Genomic DNA, 17,717 nt, shown 5'->3' with positions numbered 1-17,717 from the left:
CTACGGTGGCTGTCATGAGTCAGACCAACGGGCGGCAGCCGGGCCGCGATCCGGAGCGGCATCGGGGAGCGGTCACGCTGCGCCGCGGTGCGATCCCCGCCAGCACCGCCGACCAGCGGTTGCTGGACTCCCGGGGGCGCAGCGACTGGAAGACCAAGGACGCCTGGCGGGCCCTGCGGATACTCTCCGAGTTCGTCGAGGGTTTCGACACGCTGGCCGACCTGCCGCCTGCGGTGAGCGTCTTCGGCTCCGCCCGCAGCACCCCGGACAGCCCGGAGTGCCGGCTGGCCGAAGAGTTGGGCGGAGCCCTCGCCCGAGCTGGTTACGCGGTCATCACCGGCGGTGGCCCCGGCGTGATGGAGGCGGCCAACCGGGGTGCCAGGGAGGCCGGTGGCCTCTCCGTCGGGCTGGGCATCGAACTCCCCTTCGAGCAGGGACTCAACGACTGGGTCGACCTGGCCATCGACTTCCGTTACTTCTTCGCCCGCAAGACCATGTTCGTCAAGTACGCCCAGGCGTTCGTCGTGCTGCCGGGCGGCTTCGGCACCATGGACGAGCTGTTCGAGGCGCTCACCCTGGTGCAGACCGGCAAGGTGACCCGCTTCCCGGTGGTGCTCATGGGCACCGAGTACTGGCGGGGGCTGCTCGACTGGCTGCGGAACAGCATGGCCGCCGAGGGCAAGATCGGTCCGGTGGACCTGGAGCTGATCTGCCTCACCGACGACGTCGACGCGGCGGTACGGCACATCGTCGCGGCCGAAGCGGCGCTCGCCACCGACCAGGAGGCGGTCCGCGAGGAGGCCGTCGCCCGCACCGCCGCCGACCAGCGGGCCGCCCGCCAGGCCGCCGACACCGCCGAGCCCGGCGCTACGAAGTCCGGCGCTACGAAGTCCGGCGGCACCAGGGCCGGCGGGGTGTCCGGTGGTGCGGCGTCCGTCGGTCCGGTGTCGGGCGGTCCTGCTTCGGGCGGTCCTGCTTCGGGTGGTGTGGCCGGCGCGTCCGGTGGGGCGGGCCGAGGTGTCGTCGACGGTGGGGAGGGCTGAGCGGGTGGCGGCGATCTGTGTCTTCTGCGCGTCCTCCCGTACCCTCGACCAGCGCTGGCTGGACCTGGCGGCCGAGACCGGGGCGGAGCTGGCCCGGCGCGGGCACACGTTGGTCAGCGGCGGCGGCTGCGTCGGCATGATGGGCGCCCTCGCCGACGGGGCGCGGGCGGCCGGTGGGCGTACCGTCGGGGTGATCCCGCAGGCGCTGATCGACCTGGAGGTCTCCGACCTGGCCTCGGACGAGTTGCTGGTCACCGACAGCATGGCCAGTCGCAAGACCCTCATGATCCAGAAGTCGGACGCGTTCCTCACCCTGCCCGGCGGGTTGGGCACCCTGGACGAGCTGTTCGAGGTCTGGACCACCGCCACGCTGGCCATGCACACGAAGCCGATGGTGCTGGTCGACACCGACGGCTTCTACCGGCCGATGCTCGACTGGCTCGCCGCGCTCACCGACCAGAACTTCCTCAAGCCCGCCGGCCTGGGGCTGCTCGTCGTCGCCCCCACTGTCTCCACCGCGCTGGACGCCCTGGAATCCCGCCTGACCTGATCCCCCCACCCCACTCCGACCGGTCGTCCCCGACTACTGGCATGTCGTCGTCACCTCCGCCCCCAACTGGGCCGGCGGCGGGAAGCACCCCGCGATCTCGGAGATGGTCAACGGCGCGCCGCGCCGGGACCACCGCGCTCCGGCCACCGCGCTCCGGCCACCGCGCTCCGGCCACCGCGCTCCGGCCACCGCGCTCCGGGCCGTTTCACGGCCTTCGGCATACGAGGGCGGTCGGGGTGGTGGGCCGGATGGTGTCGTACCGGCGTGGTGGGATGTGGGGGTGCAGGGGTACCGGCTGGTGCGCCGGCCTGCCGGATCTGGCCCGGATGACGGGCGGTCCGCCGGGAGCGTTCGGGGGGACGCTCGGCGCGGCGGGACAACCGAGGAGCCAGGTCCGGGCGGGTCGGCCGTCGAGGGGGAGCCGCGGCCCGGGGGGTCGGCGGTCGATGCCGCGCACCTCGACGGTGCCCGCCGACCCGAGACCGTGGCGGACCCGCGCGCCACCTCGTCGGCTGCGACGGCGGCTGCCGGCTCGCGACACGATCCGCGCCGGGCCGCGAATGTCGTCGACCCCGGCGGTCCTGATCCGCGCCGGGCCGAGGCCGCGGGGCAGGCGGGTGGCCGGCGGCCCGATTCGCGCCGGGCCGGGGCGCGGCCGGGCGGCCGGCGGCCCGATCCGCTTCAGGACGAGGTCGTGGCGCACACCGACGGGCCGATGCTGGTCCTCGGCGGGCCGGGCACCGGCAAGACCGGCACCCTGGTCGAGGCGGTCGCCGCCCGGGTCGCCGAGGGGGTCGACCCGGAGCGCCTCCTGGTGCTCACCTTCAGCCGTCGGCAGGCCACCGAGGTACGGCACCGGATCGAGGCCCGGATCGCCGCCGACGGCCACCGGGTGCTGCGCGAGCCGTTGGTGCGCACCTTTCCGGCGTTCGCCTTCGGTCTGCTGCGCCGGGCCGCCGCCGAGCGGGGCGAGCCGTCCCCCCGGCTGCTCACCGGCCCCGAGCAGGATCTGATCATCCGCGAGCTGCTGGACGTCGTCGGCACCGAACCCGACGACGACCCGGTCGGTTGGCCCGACGACCTGCTCCCCGCCCTGCGTACCCGGGCCTTCGCCGCCCAGCTGCGTGACCTGCTGATGCGGGCCGCCGAACGGGGGGTGGGCCCGGTCGAGCTGGCCCGGCTGGGGGAGAAGCTGGGCCGCACCGACTGGCCGGCCGCCGCCCGGTTCCTCCGGGAGTACGTCGCCGTCCTCGCGCTGCGCGACGTCGGCAACCGGGGCTCCGTGGCGTACGACCCGGCCGAGCTGGTCCGCGCCGCCACCGGCATGCTCCTCGACGATCCGGAGCTGCTCGAGACCGAGCGCCGCCGGCTGGCCCACGTCTACGTCGACGAGCTGGCCGACACCGACCCGGCCCAGCAGGACCTGCTGGCCGTCCTGGCCGGCGGTGGCAGGTCCCTGGTGGCCTTCGCGGACCCGGACTCCTCCACGTACGCCTTCCGGGGCGCCGACCCGGCCGTGGTGGCCGCCTTCCCCCACCGGTTCCGTACCGCCTCCGGGGCACCGGCGGCGCAGGTCACGCTCACCACGTCGTACCGGGCCGGTGCGGTGCTGCTCGGGGCAACCGGCCGGCTGGCCCGGCGGCTGCGCGGCCCGGCCGGGCACCGGCGGTTGCGACCCCTGCCCGACGCGCCGCCCGGCAGCGTCGAGGTGCGGACCTTCCGCTCGGCCACCAGCGAGGCCGCCTGGCTGGCCCACGCGCTGCGCTCCGCCCACCTGCTCGACGGGGTGCCCTGGTCGGCGATGGCGGTGCTGGTCCGCTCGACCCACCTGCACCTGCCCTCGCTGCGGCGGGCGTTGCACACCGCCGGGGTGCCGACCGTCGTGCACGGCGAGGATCTGCCGCTGCACCTGCAACCGGCTGTGGCCCCGCTGCTGCTCCTGCTGCGTTGCGCACTCGAACCGGCCCGGCTGGACGAGGAGTCCGCGGTCGCCCTGCTGCACTCGCCGCTGGGTGGGGCCGACCCGCTCGCCGAGCGGCGGTTGCGGCAGGGGCTGCGGGCGCTCGCGCTCGCCCGGGGCGACCGACGGCCCTCCGGTGAGCTGATCGTCGAGGCGCTGGCCGACCCGGCGGAGCTGGCCGGCATCGAGCGCCGCTGGGTCGAACCGGCCCGTACGGTGGCGGAACTGCTGGCCACCGCGCGCACGGCGGCGGCCGTTCCCGGGGCGACCGCCGAAGACGTGCTCTGGGTGGTGTGGAGCGCCAGCGGGCTCGCCGAACGCTGGGCCGGGGCGATCAACCGGGGGCGAGCGGCCACCGGCGAACACGAGACCGCCCAGCGCTGGCGGGCCGAGGCCGCCGACCGGGACCTCGACGCGGTGCTGGTGCTCTTCGACGCGGCGGCCCGGTTCGTCGACCGACTGCCCGGCGCACGGACCGAGGTCTTCCTCGACCACGTCCTCGGCCAGGACCTGCCGGCCGACACGCTGGCGGCCAGCGCCGACCGGGGCGAGGCGGTCCGGTTGCTCACCGCGCACGCCGCCAAGGGGCTGGAGTGGGATCTGGTCGCGGTGGCCGGCGTGCAGGAGGGCGTGTGGCCCGATCTGCGGCTGCGTGGCAGTCTGCTCGGCTCCGAGCGGCTGGTCGACGTGCTGGCCGGCCGGGCGGACGGCACCGGCACCCGGGCCAGCCTGGTCGGGCAGACCTCCGCCCTGCTCGACGAGGAACGTCGGCTCTTCCACGTCGCGGTGACCCGGGCCCGGCGTCGGCTGCTGGTCACCGCCGTCGCCTCGGCTGCCGTCGGCGGCGACGACCACGAGGAACAGCCCAGCCGCTTCCTGCACGAACTGGGTGTCCCGGGTGTCCCGGGGGAGGGACGCACCCCGGGATCGCCCGACGAGGGATCCGGCGAGCAGGCTGGCCGGACCGAGCAGGCCGGTCCGGGCGAGCAGCCCGGTCGGGGTGGGGATGACGACGAGGGTGCCGGGGTGTCCGGGGAGGCGGGCGACGACCCGCCGGGGGAGCTGCCCGTCGGACGACCGCCCCGGGCGCTCACCCTTTCCGCGCTGGTGGCGGAGCTGCGTACCGCGATCACCGACCCGGCGGCGTCGGTGGCCCGGCGGCGTGCGGCGGCGGCCGAGCTGGCCCGGCTGGCCGCCGCCGGTATCCCCGGCGCGCACCCGGACGACTGGTGGGGGCTGCGTGGTCTCTCCGACGACCGGCCGCTGGTGGACGAGGGCGAACCCGTCCGGGTCACCCCGTCGGCGATGGAGAGCGCCCTGCGGTGCAGCCTGCGCTGGCTGCTCGAACGGCACGGCGGCAGCGGTCCGGCCAGCGCCGCCCAGGGCGTCGGCAACCTGGTGCACGCCGCCGCGATGCTGGCCGAGGACGCCAGCGCCGACCGGACCGCCCTGCTGGAGTACGTGGCCGCCCGGTTCGACGCGATCGAGCTGGCCGCCCGGTGGATGGTCGGCCCGGAACGGGAGCGCGCCGAGGCCATGGTGGACAAGCTGCTGCGCTGGCTGGCCGGCAACCCGCGTCGGCTGCTCGCCATCGAGCACGAGTTCGCGGTCCGCCTCGACGATCCTTCGCGCCCGGTGGAGCTGACCGGCCGGGTGGACCGGCTGGAGGTCGACGCCGACGGTCGGCTCGTGGTGATCGACCTGAAGACCGGCAAGTCGACGGCGGTCACCGAGCGGGAGATGGCCGAGCATCCGCAGCTCGGGGCGTACCAGGCGGCGGTGGAGGCGGGTGGGTTCGCCGAGTTCGGCGACGAGGCCGGGGGAGCGGCGCTGGTGCAGCTCGGCACCGGCGCGAAGGACGCCAGGGAGCAGACCCAGGCCGCCGCCGGGCAGGGCCCCGAGGCCGGTTGGGCCACCGCCCTGGTCCGGCGCACCGCCGATACGATGGCCGCCGCGACCTTCGCCGCCGTCGCCAACTCGAAGTGCCGGGTCTGCCCGGTACGGACCAGCTGCCCCGTCTCCGGGCAGGGCCGTCAGGTCGTCGAGCCACCGGCCACCGGCCACGAGGGGGAGCGGTGACCCAGCCGACCCTGTTCAGCGCCGCCACCCCCGCGCCGCGCGCCGCCGACGCCGGGCCCCGCTACACGCCGATCGAGCTGGCCCGGCTGCTCCGGCTGCCCGCCCCCACGACCGAGCAGGCCGCGATCATCTCGGCCCCGGTCGCGCCGCTGCTGGTGGTGGCGGGCGCTGGTTCGGGCAAGACCGAGACGATGGCCGCCCGGGTGGTGTGGCTGGTCGCCAACTCGTACGTCCGCCCGGAGCAGATCCTCGGGCTGACCTTCACCCGCAAGGCGGCCGGCGAGCTGGCGCACCGGGTGCGTACCCGGCTCGACCAGTTGGTCCGACGGCTGGGGCGGCGGGCCCGCAACCCGTTGGACGATCCACTGGCCGGTGAGCCCACCGTCTCCACCTACCACTCGTACGCGGGGCGGATCGTCACCGAGCACGGGCTACGGGCCGGCTACGAACCGACCACCCGGCTGCTCACCGAGGCGTCCCGCTGGCAGCTCGTCGACCTGCTGGTGCGTAACTACGACGGCGACATGTCCGAGGTCGACCGGATGCCCAGCACCATCACCGACGCCGTGTTGGCGCTCGCCGGCGAACTGGACGAGCACCTGGTCGACCCGGACGAGCTGGCCGCCTGGACGGGGCGGTTCTTCGCCGAGGTGCAGTCCCACCCGGGGCGGGTCTACGCCGACGTCCGCAGGGCGCTCCAGCTCCAACGGACCCGGTTGAAGCTGCTGCCGCTGGTCCGGGCGTACGCCCGACGCAAGGACGACTTCGAGGCGATGGACTTCGCCGACCAGCTCGCGCGGGCCGCCCGGGTGGCCCGGGACCACCCGGCGGTCGGCGCGGTCGAGCGGGACCGCTACCGGGTGGTGCTGCTCGACGAGTACCAGGACACCAGCCACGCCCAGGTGGTGCTGCTCAACCACCTGTTCGGCGGCGGTCACCCGGTCACCGCGGTCGGCGACCCCTGCCAGTCGATCTACGGCTGGCGCGGGGCCAGCGCCGGCACGCTGGACCGGTTCCCCACCGACTTCGCCCGCGCCGACGGCAGCCCGGCCGAGGCGATGAGCCTCACCACCAGCTGGCGCAACCGGCCGGAGATCCTCGGCGTGGCCAACGCGTTGTCGGTGCCGCTGCGGGCCGCCGGGGCGCGGGTGCCGGAGCTGCACGCCGCGCTGAGCGTCCGCGACCCGATCCCGCACCGCAGCCCCGGTGGCCGGGCCGCCGGCACCGTGCACTGCGCGCTGCTGCCCACGTACGTCGGCGAGGCCGACTGGATCGCCGACAGCGTGCTCGCCGCCTGGCGGGGGGCGGCCCGGATGCCCGACGCGCTACCCGAGCACATCCCGGTGCCGCAGCGTCCCTCCACCGCCGTGCTGGTCCGGTTGCGCAGCCAGATCCCGGCGATCGAGGCGGCACTGCGCGCCCGCGGGCTGCCGGTCGAGGTGGTCGGCCTGGGCGGGCTGCTGGACACCCCCGAGGTGCGGGACGTGGTCTGCACCCTGCGGGTGCTCGCCGACCCGACCGACGGCGCGGCGCTGCTACGCCTGCTCACCGGGGCGCGCTGGCGGATCGGGCCCCGTGACCTGGTGACTCTGCACCGGCGGGCGCGGACCCTCGCACGGGCCCGCCGGGAGCTGACCGGCGACGACGGGCCGGAGATCACCGTGGACGTGCTGGACGAGGCCACCCTGGTGGAGGCGCTGGCCGACCTGGGGCCGGCGCAGGCGTACTCGGCGGAGGGGTACGCGCGGCTGCGGTCGTACGGGATGGAGTTGGCGCTGCTGCGCTACCGGCTGGACCAGACGTTGCCGGAGCTGATCGCGGACGTCGAACGCACCATCGGCCTGGACGTCGAGGTCGCGGTGCGGGCCGGTCGGGACGGCACCGGTGACGCCGGGCTGGCCCGGGGACACCTGGATGCCCTCGGTGACGTGGCGGCCCGGTTCAGCGGCGAGACCCCGGCGGCGACGCTGGCCGGCTTCCTGGCGTACCTGACGGCGGCGGAGGACGAGGAACGCGGGCTCTCCCCGGGCGAGGTGGAGGTGGTGGAGGGCGCGGTGCAGGTGCTCACCGCGCACGCCGCCAAGGGCCTGGAGTGGGACGTCGTGGCGGTCGCCGGGCTGACCCGGGGCGGCTGGCCCGGCCAGGTCCGCAACTCCGACCACTGGCTGGGTGGGCTCGGGGTGCTGCCCTTCCCGCTGCGCGGTGATGCCGACGGGCTACCCGTGCTCGACCTCGCCGAGGTGACCGACCAGCGCGGGGTGGCTCGGGCGGTGGCCGACTTCACCGACGCCTGGCGGTCCCACGACGAGCGGGAGGAGCGCCGGTTGGCGTACGTGGCGGTGACCCGGCCCCGGCGGTTGCTGCTCTGTTCCGGGTACTGGTGGGGCGAGGGGACCAAACGCTTCCGGGGGCCGTCGGTGCTGCTCCGCGAGGTGTACGACGCCTGCCTGGCCGGCGGGGACGGCCTGCTGGTCGACGAGTGGGCGCCCGAGCCGGCCGGCGACGCGGTCAACCCGACCACCGAGCTGGTGTTGCGGGCCGACTGGCCGGCCGACCCGCTCGGCCCGCGACGGCCGGCGCTGACCGAGGCGGCGGCCCTGGTCCGCCGCTACCTCGCCGACCCCGAGGCAGCCCGCCGCGAGGCCGTGACCACCCCACCCGTGGAGCCCACCCCACCCGTGCCCGGCGGTGCGCCCCCGACCGGCGATGGGCTCGTGAGCGGCGATGCGCCCGGGACTTCGGCAGCCGGGGGAGACCCGGAACCCGGTTCCGGCGGGCTGTCCGGTCCCGGTTCCGTCGGGCTGGAGGCGCTCGCCGGTGACCCGGAGGTGGCGCGGTGGCGACGGGAGGCGGATCTGCTCCTGGCCGAGCGGGCGGAGCTGCTGCGGCAGGCCGAGGCGGTCGAGGTGGTGCTGCCCGGACACCTGTCGGTGACCCAGCTGGTGGCGCTGCGCCGGGATCCGGCGACGCTGGCCCGTACGCTGCGCCGGCCGATGCCCACCCCACCCAGCCCGTACGCCCGGCGGGGCACCGCCTTCCACGCCTGGCTGGAGTCTCGGTTCGGAGCCGACCGGTTGCTCGACGTGGACGAGTTGCCGGGTGCGGCCGACGCGGACGCCGCACCCGACGGGGCGCTGGCCGAGCTCCAGCAACGCTTCCTGGCCAGCGAGTGGGCCGACCGGGTGCCGGTGGAGGTGGAGGTGCCGTTCGCCACAGTGCTGGCCGGCGTGGTGGTCCGGGGCCGGATGGACGCCGTCTTCTCCCGCCCCGGCGGCCGGTACGACGTGGTCGACTGGAAGACCGGCCGGCAGCCGACCGACGGGGAGGCCGAGGTGGCCGCAGTGCAGTTGGCCGTCTACCGGCTGGCCTGGGCGGAACTGGCCGGGGTGCCGGTGGACCGGGTGGGTGCCGCCTTCCACTACGTCCGGGACGGGGTGACGGTACGGCCGGCCGACCTGTTGGACGCCGACGGGCTGACCGCGATCATCGCCGGGTTGCCGGAAAAGCCGGCGGGGGGTGGCGCGCCGGAAGATCCGTGGTAGGTTGTTCCTGTTGCAGTTTTGGTTTCCAGAGACTCTGTGTGCGCCTGGCGGATTGTGGCCCCAGGCGCTCTTTGTTGTGTCCGGAGCTCTCCGGGCGGGGCGACCAAAAACAACAGGCGATTCGCGCATCCCGCGCGGAGCGCTCCTCTTCGGGCCCGCAACAAGTGCGGGCTCGACGTTCCGTCAAGGAGACGAAACAGATGGCAATTGGCACCGTCAAGTGGTTCAACGCTGACAAGGGCTTCGGCTTCATCACCCCGGACGGCGGCGGCGCCGACGTCTTCGCCCACTTCTCGGCGATCCAGTCCTCCGGCTACCGGAGCCTGGACGAGAACCAGCGGGTCGAGTTCGAGGTGACCCAGGGCCAGAAGGGCCCGCAGGCGGAGAACATCCGCCCGCTCTGATCTTCGGATCGTCCGGTAACACCCACCGGGTCCTCCGGACCCGGTGACGGACCGGTCCGCCGCGCCGCCCCCCGCTCCGGCGGGACGCGGCGTGCTGCGGCGGACCGGCCCGTACCCAATCGGTTCGTGCTTGTGAGTCCCGACGGACTGGTCCGTCGGAGACCGCGCCGACTCTCGGCGCCCTCCCTCGACACGTGCCGCGTCGAGGAAGGCATTTCGCATGACCATGACCATTCCCACCTTCGCCGCGACCGGCCTCGCGCCGGCGCTGCTCGCCGAGCTGACCACGCAGGGCATCACCGAGCCGTTCCCGATCCAGACGGCCACCCTGCCGGACTCGCTGGCCGGCCGGGACGTGCTCGGCCGGGGTCGTACCGGCTCGGGCAAGACCCTGGCCTTCGGGCTCCCGCTGCTGCACCGCACCGCCGGCCACCGGGCCCGCCCCGGCCGCCCGCTCGCCCTGGTGCTGGTCCCCACCCGGGAACTGGCCGCGCAGGTCACCACCGCGCTCACCCCGTACGCCCGGGCGCTGGGGCTGCGCTGCGCCACCGTGGTCGGGGGCCTCTCCCTCCAGCGGCAGGCGGACGCGCTGCGTGCCGGCGCCGAGGTGCTGGTGGCCACCCCCGGCCGGCTGCACGACCTGATCAACCGGGGTGACGCCCGGCTCGACCAGGTCGCCATCACCGTGCTGGACGAGGCCGACCAGATGGCCGACATGGGCTTCCTGCCGCAGGTGACCAAGCTGCTGGAGCAGGTCGCCCCGAACGGCCAGCGGATGCTCTTCTCGGCCACCCTGGACGGCGGCGTGGACCGGCTGGTCCGCCGCTTCCTCACCAACCCGGTGTCGCACTCGGTGGACCCGGGCACCGCCACGGTGACCGCGATGACCCACCACGTGCTGCACGTCGACGCGGCCGACAAGCCCGCCGCGCTCACCCAGATCGCCGCCCGCGAGGGCCGCACCATCCTGTTCATGGCGACCAAGCACCGCGCCGACCGGATGGCCCGTCAGCTCCTCGCCAAGGGCGTACGCGCCGCGGCGCTGCACGGTGGGAAGTCCCAGCCGCAGCGCACCCGGATCCTGGAGCAGTTCCGCACCGGCCAGGTCACCGCTCTGGTCGCCACCGACGTGGCGGCCCGGGGCATCCACGTGGACGGGTTGGACATGGTGGTCAACGTGGACCCGCCGACCGAGGCGAAGGACTACCTGCACCGCGGCGGTCGGACCGCCCGGGCCGGTGAGGCCGGCCAGGTGGTCACCCTGGTCCTCCCCGAACAACGCCGGGACGTCTCCCGGCTGATGAGCGTGGCCGGCATCAAACCGCAGTCGACCCAGGTACGCCTCGGCGACGGAGCGCTGGCCCGGGTGACCGGTGCCCGTGAGCCGTCCGGTGTGCCGGTGACCATCGTCGCCCCGACGCCCACCCCGGCCGCCCGCCCCCGTGCGACCGTCGGCGGCGGCAACGGTGGCGAGGCTGGCCGGTCGCACCGGGCGTCGGGCCGTTCCCGTCGCCCGCGTCGCCCCCGTACCGCCTGATCGGCGGGGCGGTAGCTCCTGACCGGCGGGGCCGTGCCGCCTGATTGGCACGTTGCCCGGCGGGGCCGGGCCGCCTGCCGGCGGCCTGCCCTGCTCGGCGGCTGATCGACTCAGTTGAGGCGATGTTGCGGTGTCGGAGTGACGATGATGCCGCAACATCGCCACCACTGAGTCGATCTTGTTGTTGAGGTGCTGTGGTCGGGCCGGTCGTCTCACTTCGTGGACGCTGCGGGGTCGGGTGCGAACCCTCGGTGATCATGCTGCTCGATCGGTCGGCTTGCCGGCTCGATTGCGTCCGATCGGTGACTGTTCCACCGGGCACGGCTGGTCGAAGCTTGCTGCCGGGGGAAGAACCGGCCGGCACGGCCGGACACGGGAGGGGTGACCATGGCGGGCGACGCCGAGTCGGGGGCGGGGCGCGAGCTGCTGGTGGTGTTGGCCGTGGCGGGTGCCGGGCTCCTGCTCGCCGTGGTCGCGGCGTTCGCGCCCTGGCACCCGAGGCCGGGGCGGGCCGCCCCGGCCGGGCTGGTCGAGTTGCACAGCCCCGACGAGGGGCACCAGCCGACGGTCGAGCTGACCGCCGGCTGAGCTGGCCCCGACGGGACCGGTGGGACCGACGGGGGCCCGATGTCCGGGTGTCCGTCCGACCGTCGAATCCTGGGGGGTCGACGGTCGGACGGACACCCGACGGACGGCTGCCGATGCTCCGACGGACATGCCGCCCTTGCGCGCCGGGTGGCGGGCCGGTCGACCGGCCCGCCCGGTGTCTGTCAGCGGGCCGACGTCTGTTCCTGGCGGACCAGCAGGTCGGTCAGCGTGGTCCGGTCGACCACCACGGCGATGGCACCGTCCACCGCGAGCCACACGTCGCGCAGGCCGGTGGCCACCCCGTGGTAGCCGGCGTCCTCGGCGGGCAGCCCGCGTACGGTGGTCAGTGATCCACCGACGGCGCGCAGCACGTCCCCGACGCTGATCTGCGAGGCGGGACGGGTCAGCGCGTAGCCGCCCTCGGCGCCCCGGTGACTGTGCAGCAGGCCGGCGCGGCGCAGGTCGAGCAGGATGCCCTGGAGGAAGCTCAGCGGGATGCCCTGCGCCTCCGCCAGGCTCGCCGCCTTGACCAGTTCCCCGCCACCGCCCCCACCATCGGCCCGGCCGCTCCTGTCGCCTCCGGCGTCCGCCCGGACGCCATCGCTTTCAGCGTCCGCCCGGACGCCGTCGCTTCCGGCATCGGCCCGGATGCCGTCGCTTCCGGCATCGGGGCGGATACCCCCGTCGACGGGGCGGGTGGTCTCGCCGTCGCCGGTGGCGGCGACGGCGAGCATGGCCCGGAGCGCGTAGTCGCTGCGCGCGGAGATGTACACGTCACTGACCAGCCTGGTCCAGCACGCCCCAGCGGCGGCGGATCGCCCGGTCGGCCGCCCCGAAGGCCGCGTCGACCACCAACCCGACGACCAGGATGACGATCATCGTGGCGAGCAGCCAGGGCGCGTCGGACAGCTCCCGTGAGTAGGTGAGCTGGGCCCCCAACGACGTCTGTGAGATGCCGGCCACGAGCAGCTCACCGGCCATCAGGCTGCGCCAGGAGAAGGCCCAACCCTGCTTGAGCCCGGCGACGATGGCGGGCAGCGCGGCGGGCGCGATGACGTACCGGTAGAGGTTCAGCCCTCTGGCGCCGAGGTTGCGGCCGGCCCGGACCAGCAGCGGCGGTACGTAGTCGACGCCACTGATCACCCCGTTGGCGATGGACGGCGCGGCACCGAGCACCACCACGAAGAAGATCGCCTTCTCGCTCAGCTCGAACAGCAGGATCGCCAGCGGGAACCAGGCGATCGACGGCATGGTCTGCAACGCGGTGATCATCGAGCCGATCGCCGCGCGGAGCACCCGGAACTGGGCCACCGCCAAGCCGACCAGCAGGCCGACCGCGACGGAGAAGACGTAGCCGAGCGCGGCCCGTTGCAGGGTGGTGGCGAGCCCGTCCCAGAGTTGCCGACCGCCGGCCTGCCGGGCCAGTTCCTCGGCGACGGTGACCGGTCCGGGCAGCGAGTACGGCGGCTTCCAACCGCTCCAGACCACCACCTGCCAGAGCCCGATGGCGATGGCGAGCGCGGCGAGCTTGGGCCAGGTGGACGCCCAGAGCCGGGCGCTCCGGGAGACCTCCTTCTCGCGGCCGGCGATCTCCAGCGCGTCCAGCCCGGAGATCTCCGCGTCGGTGCGTGCCGAGTCGGTCAGGGTGTCACTTGCCATGGCGGCCCACCTCCGTGCGGAGCCGGTCGGTGACCTCGGAGGCGATCGCGGCGACCTCGGGGGAGTCGATGCGCCGGGGTCGGGGCACGTTCACCTCCGTGGACCAGATGATCCGGCCGGGCCGGCTGCTGAGCAGGATGATCCGGTCGGCGAGCCGGGCGGCCTCCCGGACGTTGTGCGTCACGAACAGGACGGTGAGCTGCCGTTCCGTCCAGATCCGTTCCAGCTCGTCGTGGAGGATGTCCCGGGTCATCGCGTCGAGCGCGCCGAACGGCTCGTCCATCAGCAGCACCGGGGTGTCCAGGGCGAGGGTGCGGGCCAGGGCGACCCGCTGCCGCATGCCGCCGGAGAGTTCGTGCGGGCGCTTGCGGCCGAAGTCGGACAGGTGGACGGTGCGCAGCAGCTCCGCCACCCGTTCCCGGCGGGCCGCCCGGGGCAGCCCGCGCAGCTTCAGCGGCACCTCGACGTTGGCCTCGACGGTCAGCCACGGGAAGAGCGCCGGCTCCTGGAACATCAGGCCGGGGTGGGCGTCGTCGGCCACCGTGATCGTGCCGCCCTGCGCGCGGTCCAGCCCGGCGACGAGGTTGAGCAGGGTGCTCTTGCCGCAGCCGGACGCGCCGACGAGGCAGACGAACTCGCCGGGCCGGACGTCCAGGCTCACCCCGTCCAGGGCGAGGACGGCACCGTCGCCGCGCCCGTACACCTTGGTCACGCCGCGCAGCGCGACCGCACCGGTCGCGCTGCGCGGGGTCGTCGTGGTCGACGTCACGGCTGGGTTACCTCGGGCTTGCCCTGGGCCTTGAGCACCTCGTTGAGGTACGTCAGGTCGTACAGCCCTTTGAGGTCGACCGGCTGGGTCAGCTCGACCGCGACGGCGTGGTCCAGCCCGGTCTTCAGGGAGGAGGCGATCGGGTCGTTGGTGAACTCCAGGGTCGGCCAGGCCTGCTTGATCAGTTTCAGGTCCAGCGGCTTGCCGGTGATCCTGCCGAGGTGGTCGGAGATGGCCTGCTGCGCCTCGTCCGGCTTGGTGTTGACGAAGTCGTTCGCCGCCACCTGCGCCTCGACCAGCTTCTTCACCACGTCCGGGTGTTCCTTCAGGAACTTGGTGCTGACGATCAGGTTGGTGATGACGAACTTGCGGTCCGGCCAGAGGTCCCGCTCGTCAACCAGCACCTTGCCGCCGGCGTTGACCAGCCGGGAGACGAACGGTTCGGGCACCCACGCGCCGTCGATCGCACCGCTGTTGAAGGTCTCGACGGTCTGCGCGTTCTCCTGCGGGACGATCTTGACGTCGCCGCCGCCCTCCTTGGTGGTGGCGATGCCCTTCTCCTTGAGCCAGAACCGCAGCGCGACGTCCTGGGTGTTGCCGAGTTGCGGGGTGGCGATCTTCTTGCCCTTGAGCTGCTCGACCGAGGTGATCTCGGGCTTGACGACCAGCGCCACGCCGCCGGAGGCCGCGCCGGAGATGACCCGGACCGCCTCGCCCTTGCTCTTGGAGTGGGCGTTGACCGTCGGGTTCGGACCGATGTACGTGGCGTCCAGCGCGCCGGAGAAGATCGCCTCGATGGCGGCCGGGCCGGCGTTGAAGGTCTTGGGGTCCAGCTTGACGCCATCGCCCAGCTTGTCCTCGAAGATCTTCTTCTCCACCCCCACCACTGCTGGAGCGTGGGTGATGTTTGGAAAGTAGCCGAGCCGCAGGGTGACCTTGTCGGGCTGGCTGCCAGTGCTGTTGCGATCGCTGCCGCAGGCAGCGGTGTTGCCCAGGGCCGCCGCGCCGATGACGGCGACGGCTGCCAGGGAGACCAACCGGCGCAAGGGGGTGCGTTCCATATCCATCCAATCCGATTTTCTCTACCGAATAAGTAGGAATTAACAGTCCGGACGAGGGTTCGTCAAGACCTGACCACATGTTGGGATGCCATGTTTAGGGATAGAAGAATTCGAAGTTCATTGATAGGTTGAGTGGGTGATCGAGGCGTGGCAGTTTCGGTGTTGGGGGGAGGTTGCTGTCGAATCACTGCTGTGAGTCCTTGCTGATCAAGGGATCGCTGAAGATTGCTCGCTATGTTGGCTGCTGTCGCAGAGTGGAGCGGTTTTCTAGGTCTGATCTGGCGCGACTCTGCCTTGGGTGCCCCTCGTCGCACAGTGGAACGACGTTTGGAATGAAGGGATGCGAGTGAATGGGAACAAAGGGCAGGATTGCGGTGGTTTTCACTGTTGTTGCAGCGATTTTGGGTTTGGCGGCGACGCCTGCTTTGGCCTATGACACTGCGTGCTCGACTTATTCTGCGTCAGTCGGGTGTGCCACCTCGTCGGTGGCGGCGCGATCCGACAACACCATTGCGTATAACTTGGATTGCTTGTACTGTAGTGCGGCCGTTCCGTTTCGAATCATCGATATAAATAACGGCGCAACTATCAAGAGTGGAACTCTCACCGAGACGGGCTGGGTCACTCTCCCCAATGTATACAGCCGCTATCAGTTGATCATTTCCCCAGGTATCCAGGGTAACAAGGGGACCCTGAGGGGCGATTTCTAGCCAAGAGAGTCCGAAGGTTTGATCTTAGAGGACGTCTGATCCTGATTCACGTTTGCCGTTTTGAGACCCTACCCCCTATACGGGCGGGCCAGCCGGGCGATACATGAGGGCGCCGGCCCTTGTAGTGTGCCGGCCGTTAGCAACTTGCGGACAAAATCTAGCCAGATACTCATGGCGTAGCAAAAGCGCCAAAGTTAGACGTTCGTCGAATGCTGTCGATCGGGGCAAAATTGCAATGAAACCGGCAAGAAGATCGATGATCTTCAGTTGTCAGGTCGGGCTAACCAGGCGCAAGGTGAACAAGACGTCCAGTTAGAGAGCGTTTCGCATGTCTGTCAGTCGGGTGTGTTGAGGATGCGGCGTTGTTGGCGGGTGGCGGGTCTGCCTCGGGTGAGGCGGGCGAGCATGCCGGAGATCGCGGCCCAGCGGATCATGGCTTCCGAGGTCGCGGGTTGGGTTTCGTAGTCGCGGGCGAGCCGGCGGTGGGCGGTCAGCCAGGCCAGGGTGTTGGGTCGGGTCCGGGCGCGGTGCCTGGATTGCTCCAGGTCTGTTTCCCGGACCCGCCCGCCGAACCCGGCGTGCGACTCTCACCGCACCGGGCTCTCCACGAGGTCATGCCGTTGGGGGTGGGCTTGTCGGTGTGGGCTGCCAGGGGTTCGGGATCTTGGTGCCGCGATAGCGGTATCGGGTCACGGGGACCTTCGCTATCTTAAACAACTCGACCCCGTCGAACGCGATCGGCTGCCACCCTTGCGGGGTGCGCAGCCATCGCTGGATGGCTCTCCAGGTCATGCGGTTGCGGCGCATCACCCAGTTGATCATTCGCCACCAGATGAAGTTCTGCAGGTGGGAGAGGGTGTGCTTGGCGACCGCGTGCTTGAAGTAGTTGGCCCATCCATGCTGGATGTAGTTGATCCTCACCAGCGTTTCCCGGTAGCTCAGATGCGACAACCGGCGGGTCAGTGACTTAATCTTCCGTCCGGACTGCGTTGCTCTGGTGGTTGGCGCGGCGGTGCTGTGCGACGTCGGTATTCGATTGGAGTTGGCGGGCGGCCCATTCGACGGTTCTATTGGCTGGACTGCGCCGACTGCTGCGGGACGCGGTCGAGCGGCATAGTGGAACGAGCGTTGTTGCTGAAAGCGCCGACCGGATCGCGGGAAAGCGCCATCAGGGCTATCCCGCTTTCCCTATCTCTTCGGTAGGTTAAGCGGACGCGGAACGGGCCCGCCCGGCGGTGACCCCGCCGGGGACGACGGCCGTCCCGACGACCCCACGACGACGAGGGAGCGCGGCACGATGACCTTCCACTGGTTCCTGCCCACCTCCGGCGACGGCGACCAGGTCGGCGCAGCCACCGTCACCGCCGGCGCGGCCCGGCACGACCGGGCCGCCACCGTCGGATATCTGACCGAGGTGGCCCGCGCCGCCGAGGCGGGCGGGTTCCGCGCGCTGCTCACCCCGGTCGGCTCCGGCTGCCCCGACCCGTGGATCGTCTGCGCGGCGGTCGCCCAGCACACCGAGCGGATCGGCCTGCTGGTCGCCGTCCGCGCCGGCTTCGCCCTGCCCACCCTGGTCGCCCAGCAGGCCGAGGCGTTCCAGGCGGTCTCCGGCGGGCGGCTCGCGCTGAACATCGTCACCGGCGGCGACCCCGCCGAGCAGCGGGCGTACGGCGACTTCCTCGACCACGACGACCGCTACGCCCGTACCGGCGAGTTCATCGAGGTGCTCCGCCGCTCCTGGCGCGGCGGCCCGTTCGACTTCACCGGCGCGCACTACCGGGTCGACGGCGGCGGGCTGGCCACCCCGCTGGCCGA

General features: G+C 72.6%; 11 protein-coding genes and 2 pseudogenes. 8 read left to right on the top strand and 5 right to left on the bottom strand.

What is annotated here, in order from left to right; translation table 11 throughout:
* Positions 1-14: 14 nt before the first annotated feature.
* The 7 genes and pseudogenes from ACIG87_RS05195 to ACIG87_RS05165 all read left to right on the top strand — a co-directional run.
* Positions 15-836, top strand: a pseudogene (locus ACIG87_RS05195) (TIGR00730 family Rossman fold protein); the annotation flags it as partial.
* Between the two features lie 211 nt (positions 837-1,047).
* The gene (locus ACIG87_RS05190) at positions 1,048-1,593 is read left to right on the top strand and encodes a TIGR00730 family Rossman fold protein (protein ID WP_396848741.1); all 546 of its coding nucleotides are present in this window, start codon (positions 1,048-1,050) and stop codon (positions 1,591-1,593) included.
* A 694-nt stretch (positions 1,594-2,287) separates the two neighbouring features.
* Complete coding sequence (locus ACIG87_RS05185) at positions 2,288-5,632, top strand: ATP-dependent helicase (protein ID WP_396848374.1); 3,345 nt, start codon at positions 2,288-2,290, stop codon at positions 5,630-5,632.
* Complete coding sequence (locus ACIG87_RS05180) at positions 5,629-9,174, top strand: ATP-dependent helicase (RefSeq protein WP_396848373.1); 3,546 nt, start codon at positions 5,629-5,631, stop codon at positions 9,172-9,174. The genes ACIG87_RS05185 and ACIG87_RS05180 overlap by 4 nt, the downstream gene beginning before the upstream one ends.
* Positions 9,175-9,374: 200 nt before the next feature.
* The gene (locus ACIG87_RS05175) at positions 9,375-9,578 is read left to right on the top strand and encodes a cold-shock protein (RefSeq protein ID WP_007464836.1); all 204 of its coding nucleotides are present in this window, start codon (positions 9,375-9,377) and stop codon (positions 9,576-9,578) included.
* Between the two features lie 220 nt (positions 9,579-9,798).
* Entirely contained in the window at positions 9,799-11,115 is a 1,317-nt protein-coding gene (locus ACIG87_RS05170) for a DEAD/DEAH box helicase (RefSeq protein ID WP_396848371.1), read from the top strand.
* Positions 11,116-11,502: 387 nt separating this feature from the next.
* Positions 11,503-11,703 (top strand): hypothetical protein, encoded by a 201-nt coding sequence (locus ACIG87_RS05165; RefSeq protein ID WP_396848370.1) that lies wholly within the window; start codon positions 11,503-11,505, stop codon positions 11,701-11,703.
* Between the two features lie 182 nt (positions 11,704-11,885).
* On the opposite strand, the gene ACIG87_RS05160 is transcribed toward ACIG87_RS05165, so the two are convergent.
* The 5 genes from ACIG87_RS05160 to ACIG87_RS05140 all read right to left on the bottom strand — a co-directional run bounded on the left by ACIG87_RS05160 (position 11,886) and on the right by ACIG87_RS05140 (position 16,874).
* The gene (locus ACIG87_RS05160) at positions 11,886-12,353 is read right to left on the bottom strand and encodes an RrF2 family transcriptional regulator (protein WP_396848739.1); all 468 of its coding nucleotides are present in this window, start codon (positions 12,351-12,353) and stop codon (positions 11,886-11,888) included.
* A 124-nt stretch (positions 12,354-12,477) separates the two neighbouring features.
* Positions 12,478-13,362: an ABC transporter permease gene (locus ACIG87_RS05155; protein ID WP_396848368.1), complete on the bottom strand. Its 885-nt coding sequence runs from the start codon at positions 13,360-13,362 to the stop codon at positions 12,478-12,480.
* Positions 13,352-14,131, bottom strand: coding sequence for an ABC transporter ATP-binding protein (locus tag ACIG87_RS05150; RefSeq protein WP_396848366.1), 780 nt, complete (start codon positions 14,129-14,131; stop codon positions 13,352-13,354). Before ACIG87_RS05150 ends, ACIG87_RS05155 begins: the two co-directional genes overlap by 11 nt.
* Positions 14,128-15,192, bottom strand: a complete 1,065-nt coding sequence (locus tag ACIG87_RS05145; protein ID WP_396848738.1) for an ABC transporter substrate-binding protein — start codon at positions 15,190-15,192, stop codon at positions 14,128-14,130. Before ACIG87_RS05145 ends, ACIG87_RS05150 begins: the two co-directional genes overlap by 4 nt.
* A 1,322-nt stretch (positions 15,193-16,514) precedes the next feature.
* A complete protein-coding gene (locus tag ACIG87_RS05140) occupies positions 16,515-16,874 on the bottom strand; it encodes a group II intron maturase-specific domain-containing protein (RefSeq protein WP_396848736.1) in 360 nt (119 codons plus the stop codon).
* 325 nt (positions 16,875-17,199) lie between these two features.
* Here ACIG87_RS05140 and ACIG87_RS05135 point away from each other — a divergent pair.
* Positions 17,200-17,697: pseudogene (locus ACIG87_RS05135) on the top strand (LLM class flavin-dependent oxidoreductase); the annotation flags it as partial.
* Between the last annotated feature and the right edge of the window lie 20 nt (positions 17,698-17,717).

This window comes from Micromonospora sp. NPDC051925, assembly GCF_044548625.1.
Lineage (GTDB): Bacteria > Actinomycetota > Actinomycetes > Mycobacteriales > Micromonosporaceae > Micromonospora.
The sequence above is the reverse complement of the archived record's forward strand: the minus strand, read 5'-3'. Positions and strand labels throughout refer to the sequence as shown.

What these genes read in the sequence shown, in the direction of transcription:
- ACIG87_RS05175 (WP_007464836.1), top strand. Translation starts at nt 9,375, where the DNA reads ATGGCAATTGGCACCGTCAAGTGGTTCAACGCTGACAAGGGCTTCGGC.
- ACIG87_RS05170 (WP_396848371.1), top strand. Translation starts at nt 9,799, where the DNA reads ATGACCATGACCATTCCCACCTTCGCCGCGACCGGCCTCGCGCCGGCG.
- ACIG87_RS05165 (WP_396848370.1), top strand. Translation starts at nt 11,503, where the DNA reads ATGGCGGGCGACGCCGAGTCGGGGGCGGGGCGCGAGCTGCTGGTGGTG.
- ACIG87_RS05155 (WP_396848368.1), bottom strand. Translation starts at nt 13,362, where the DNA reads ATGGCAAGTGACACCCTGACCGACTCGGCACGCACCGACGCGGAGATC.
- ACIG87_RS05145 (WP_396848738.1), bottom strand. Translation starts at nt 15,192, where the DNA reads ATGGAACGCACCCCCTTGCGCCGGTTGGTCTCCCTGGCAGCCGTCGCC.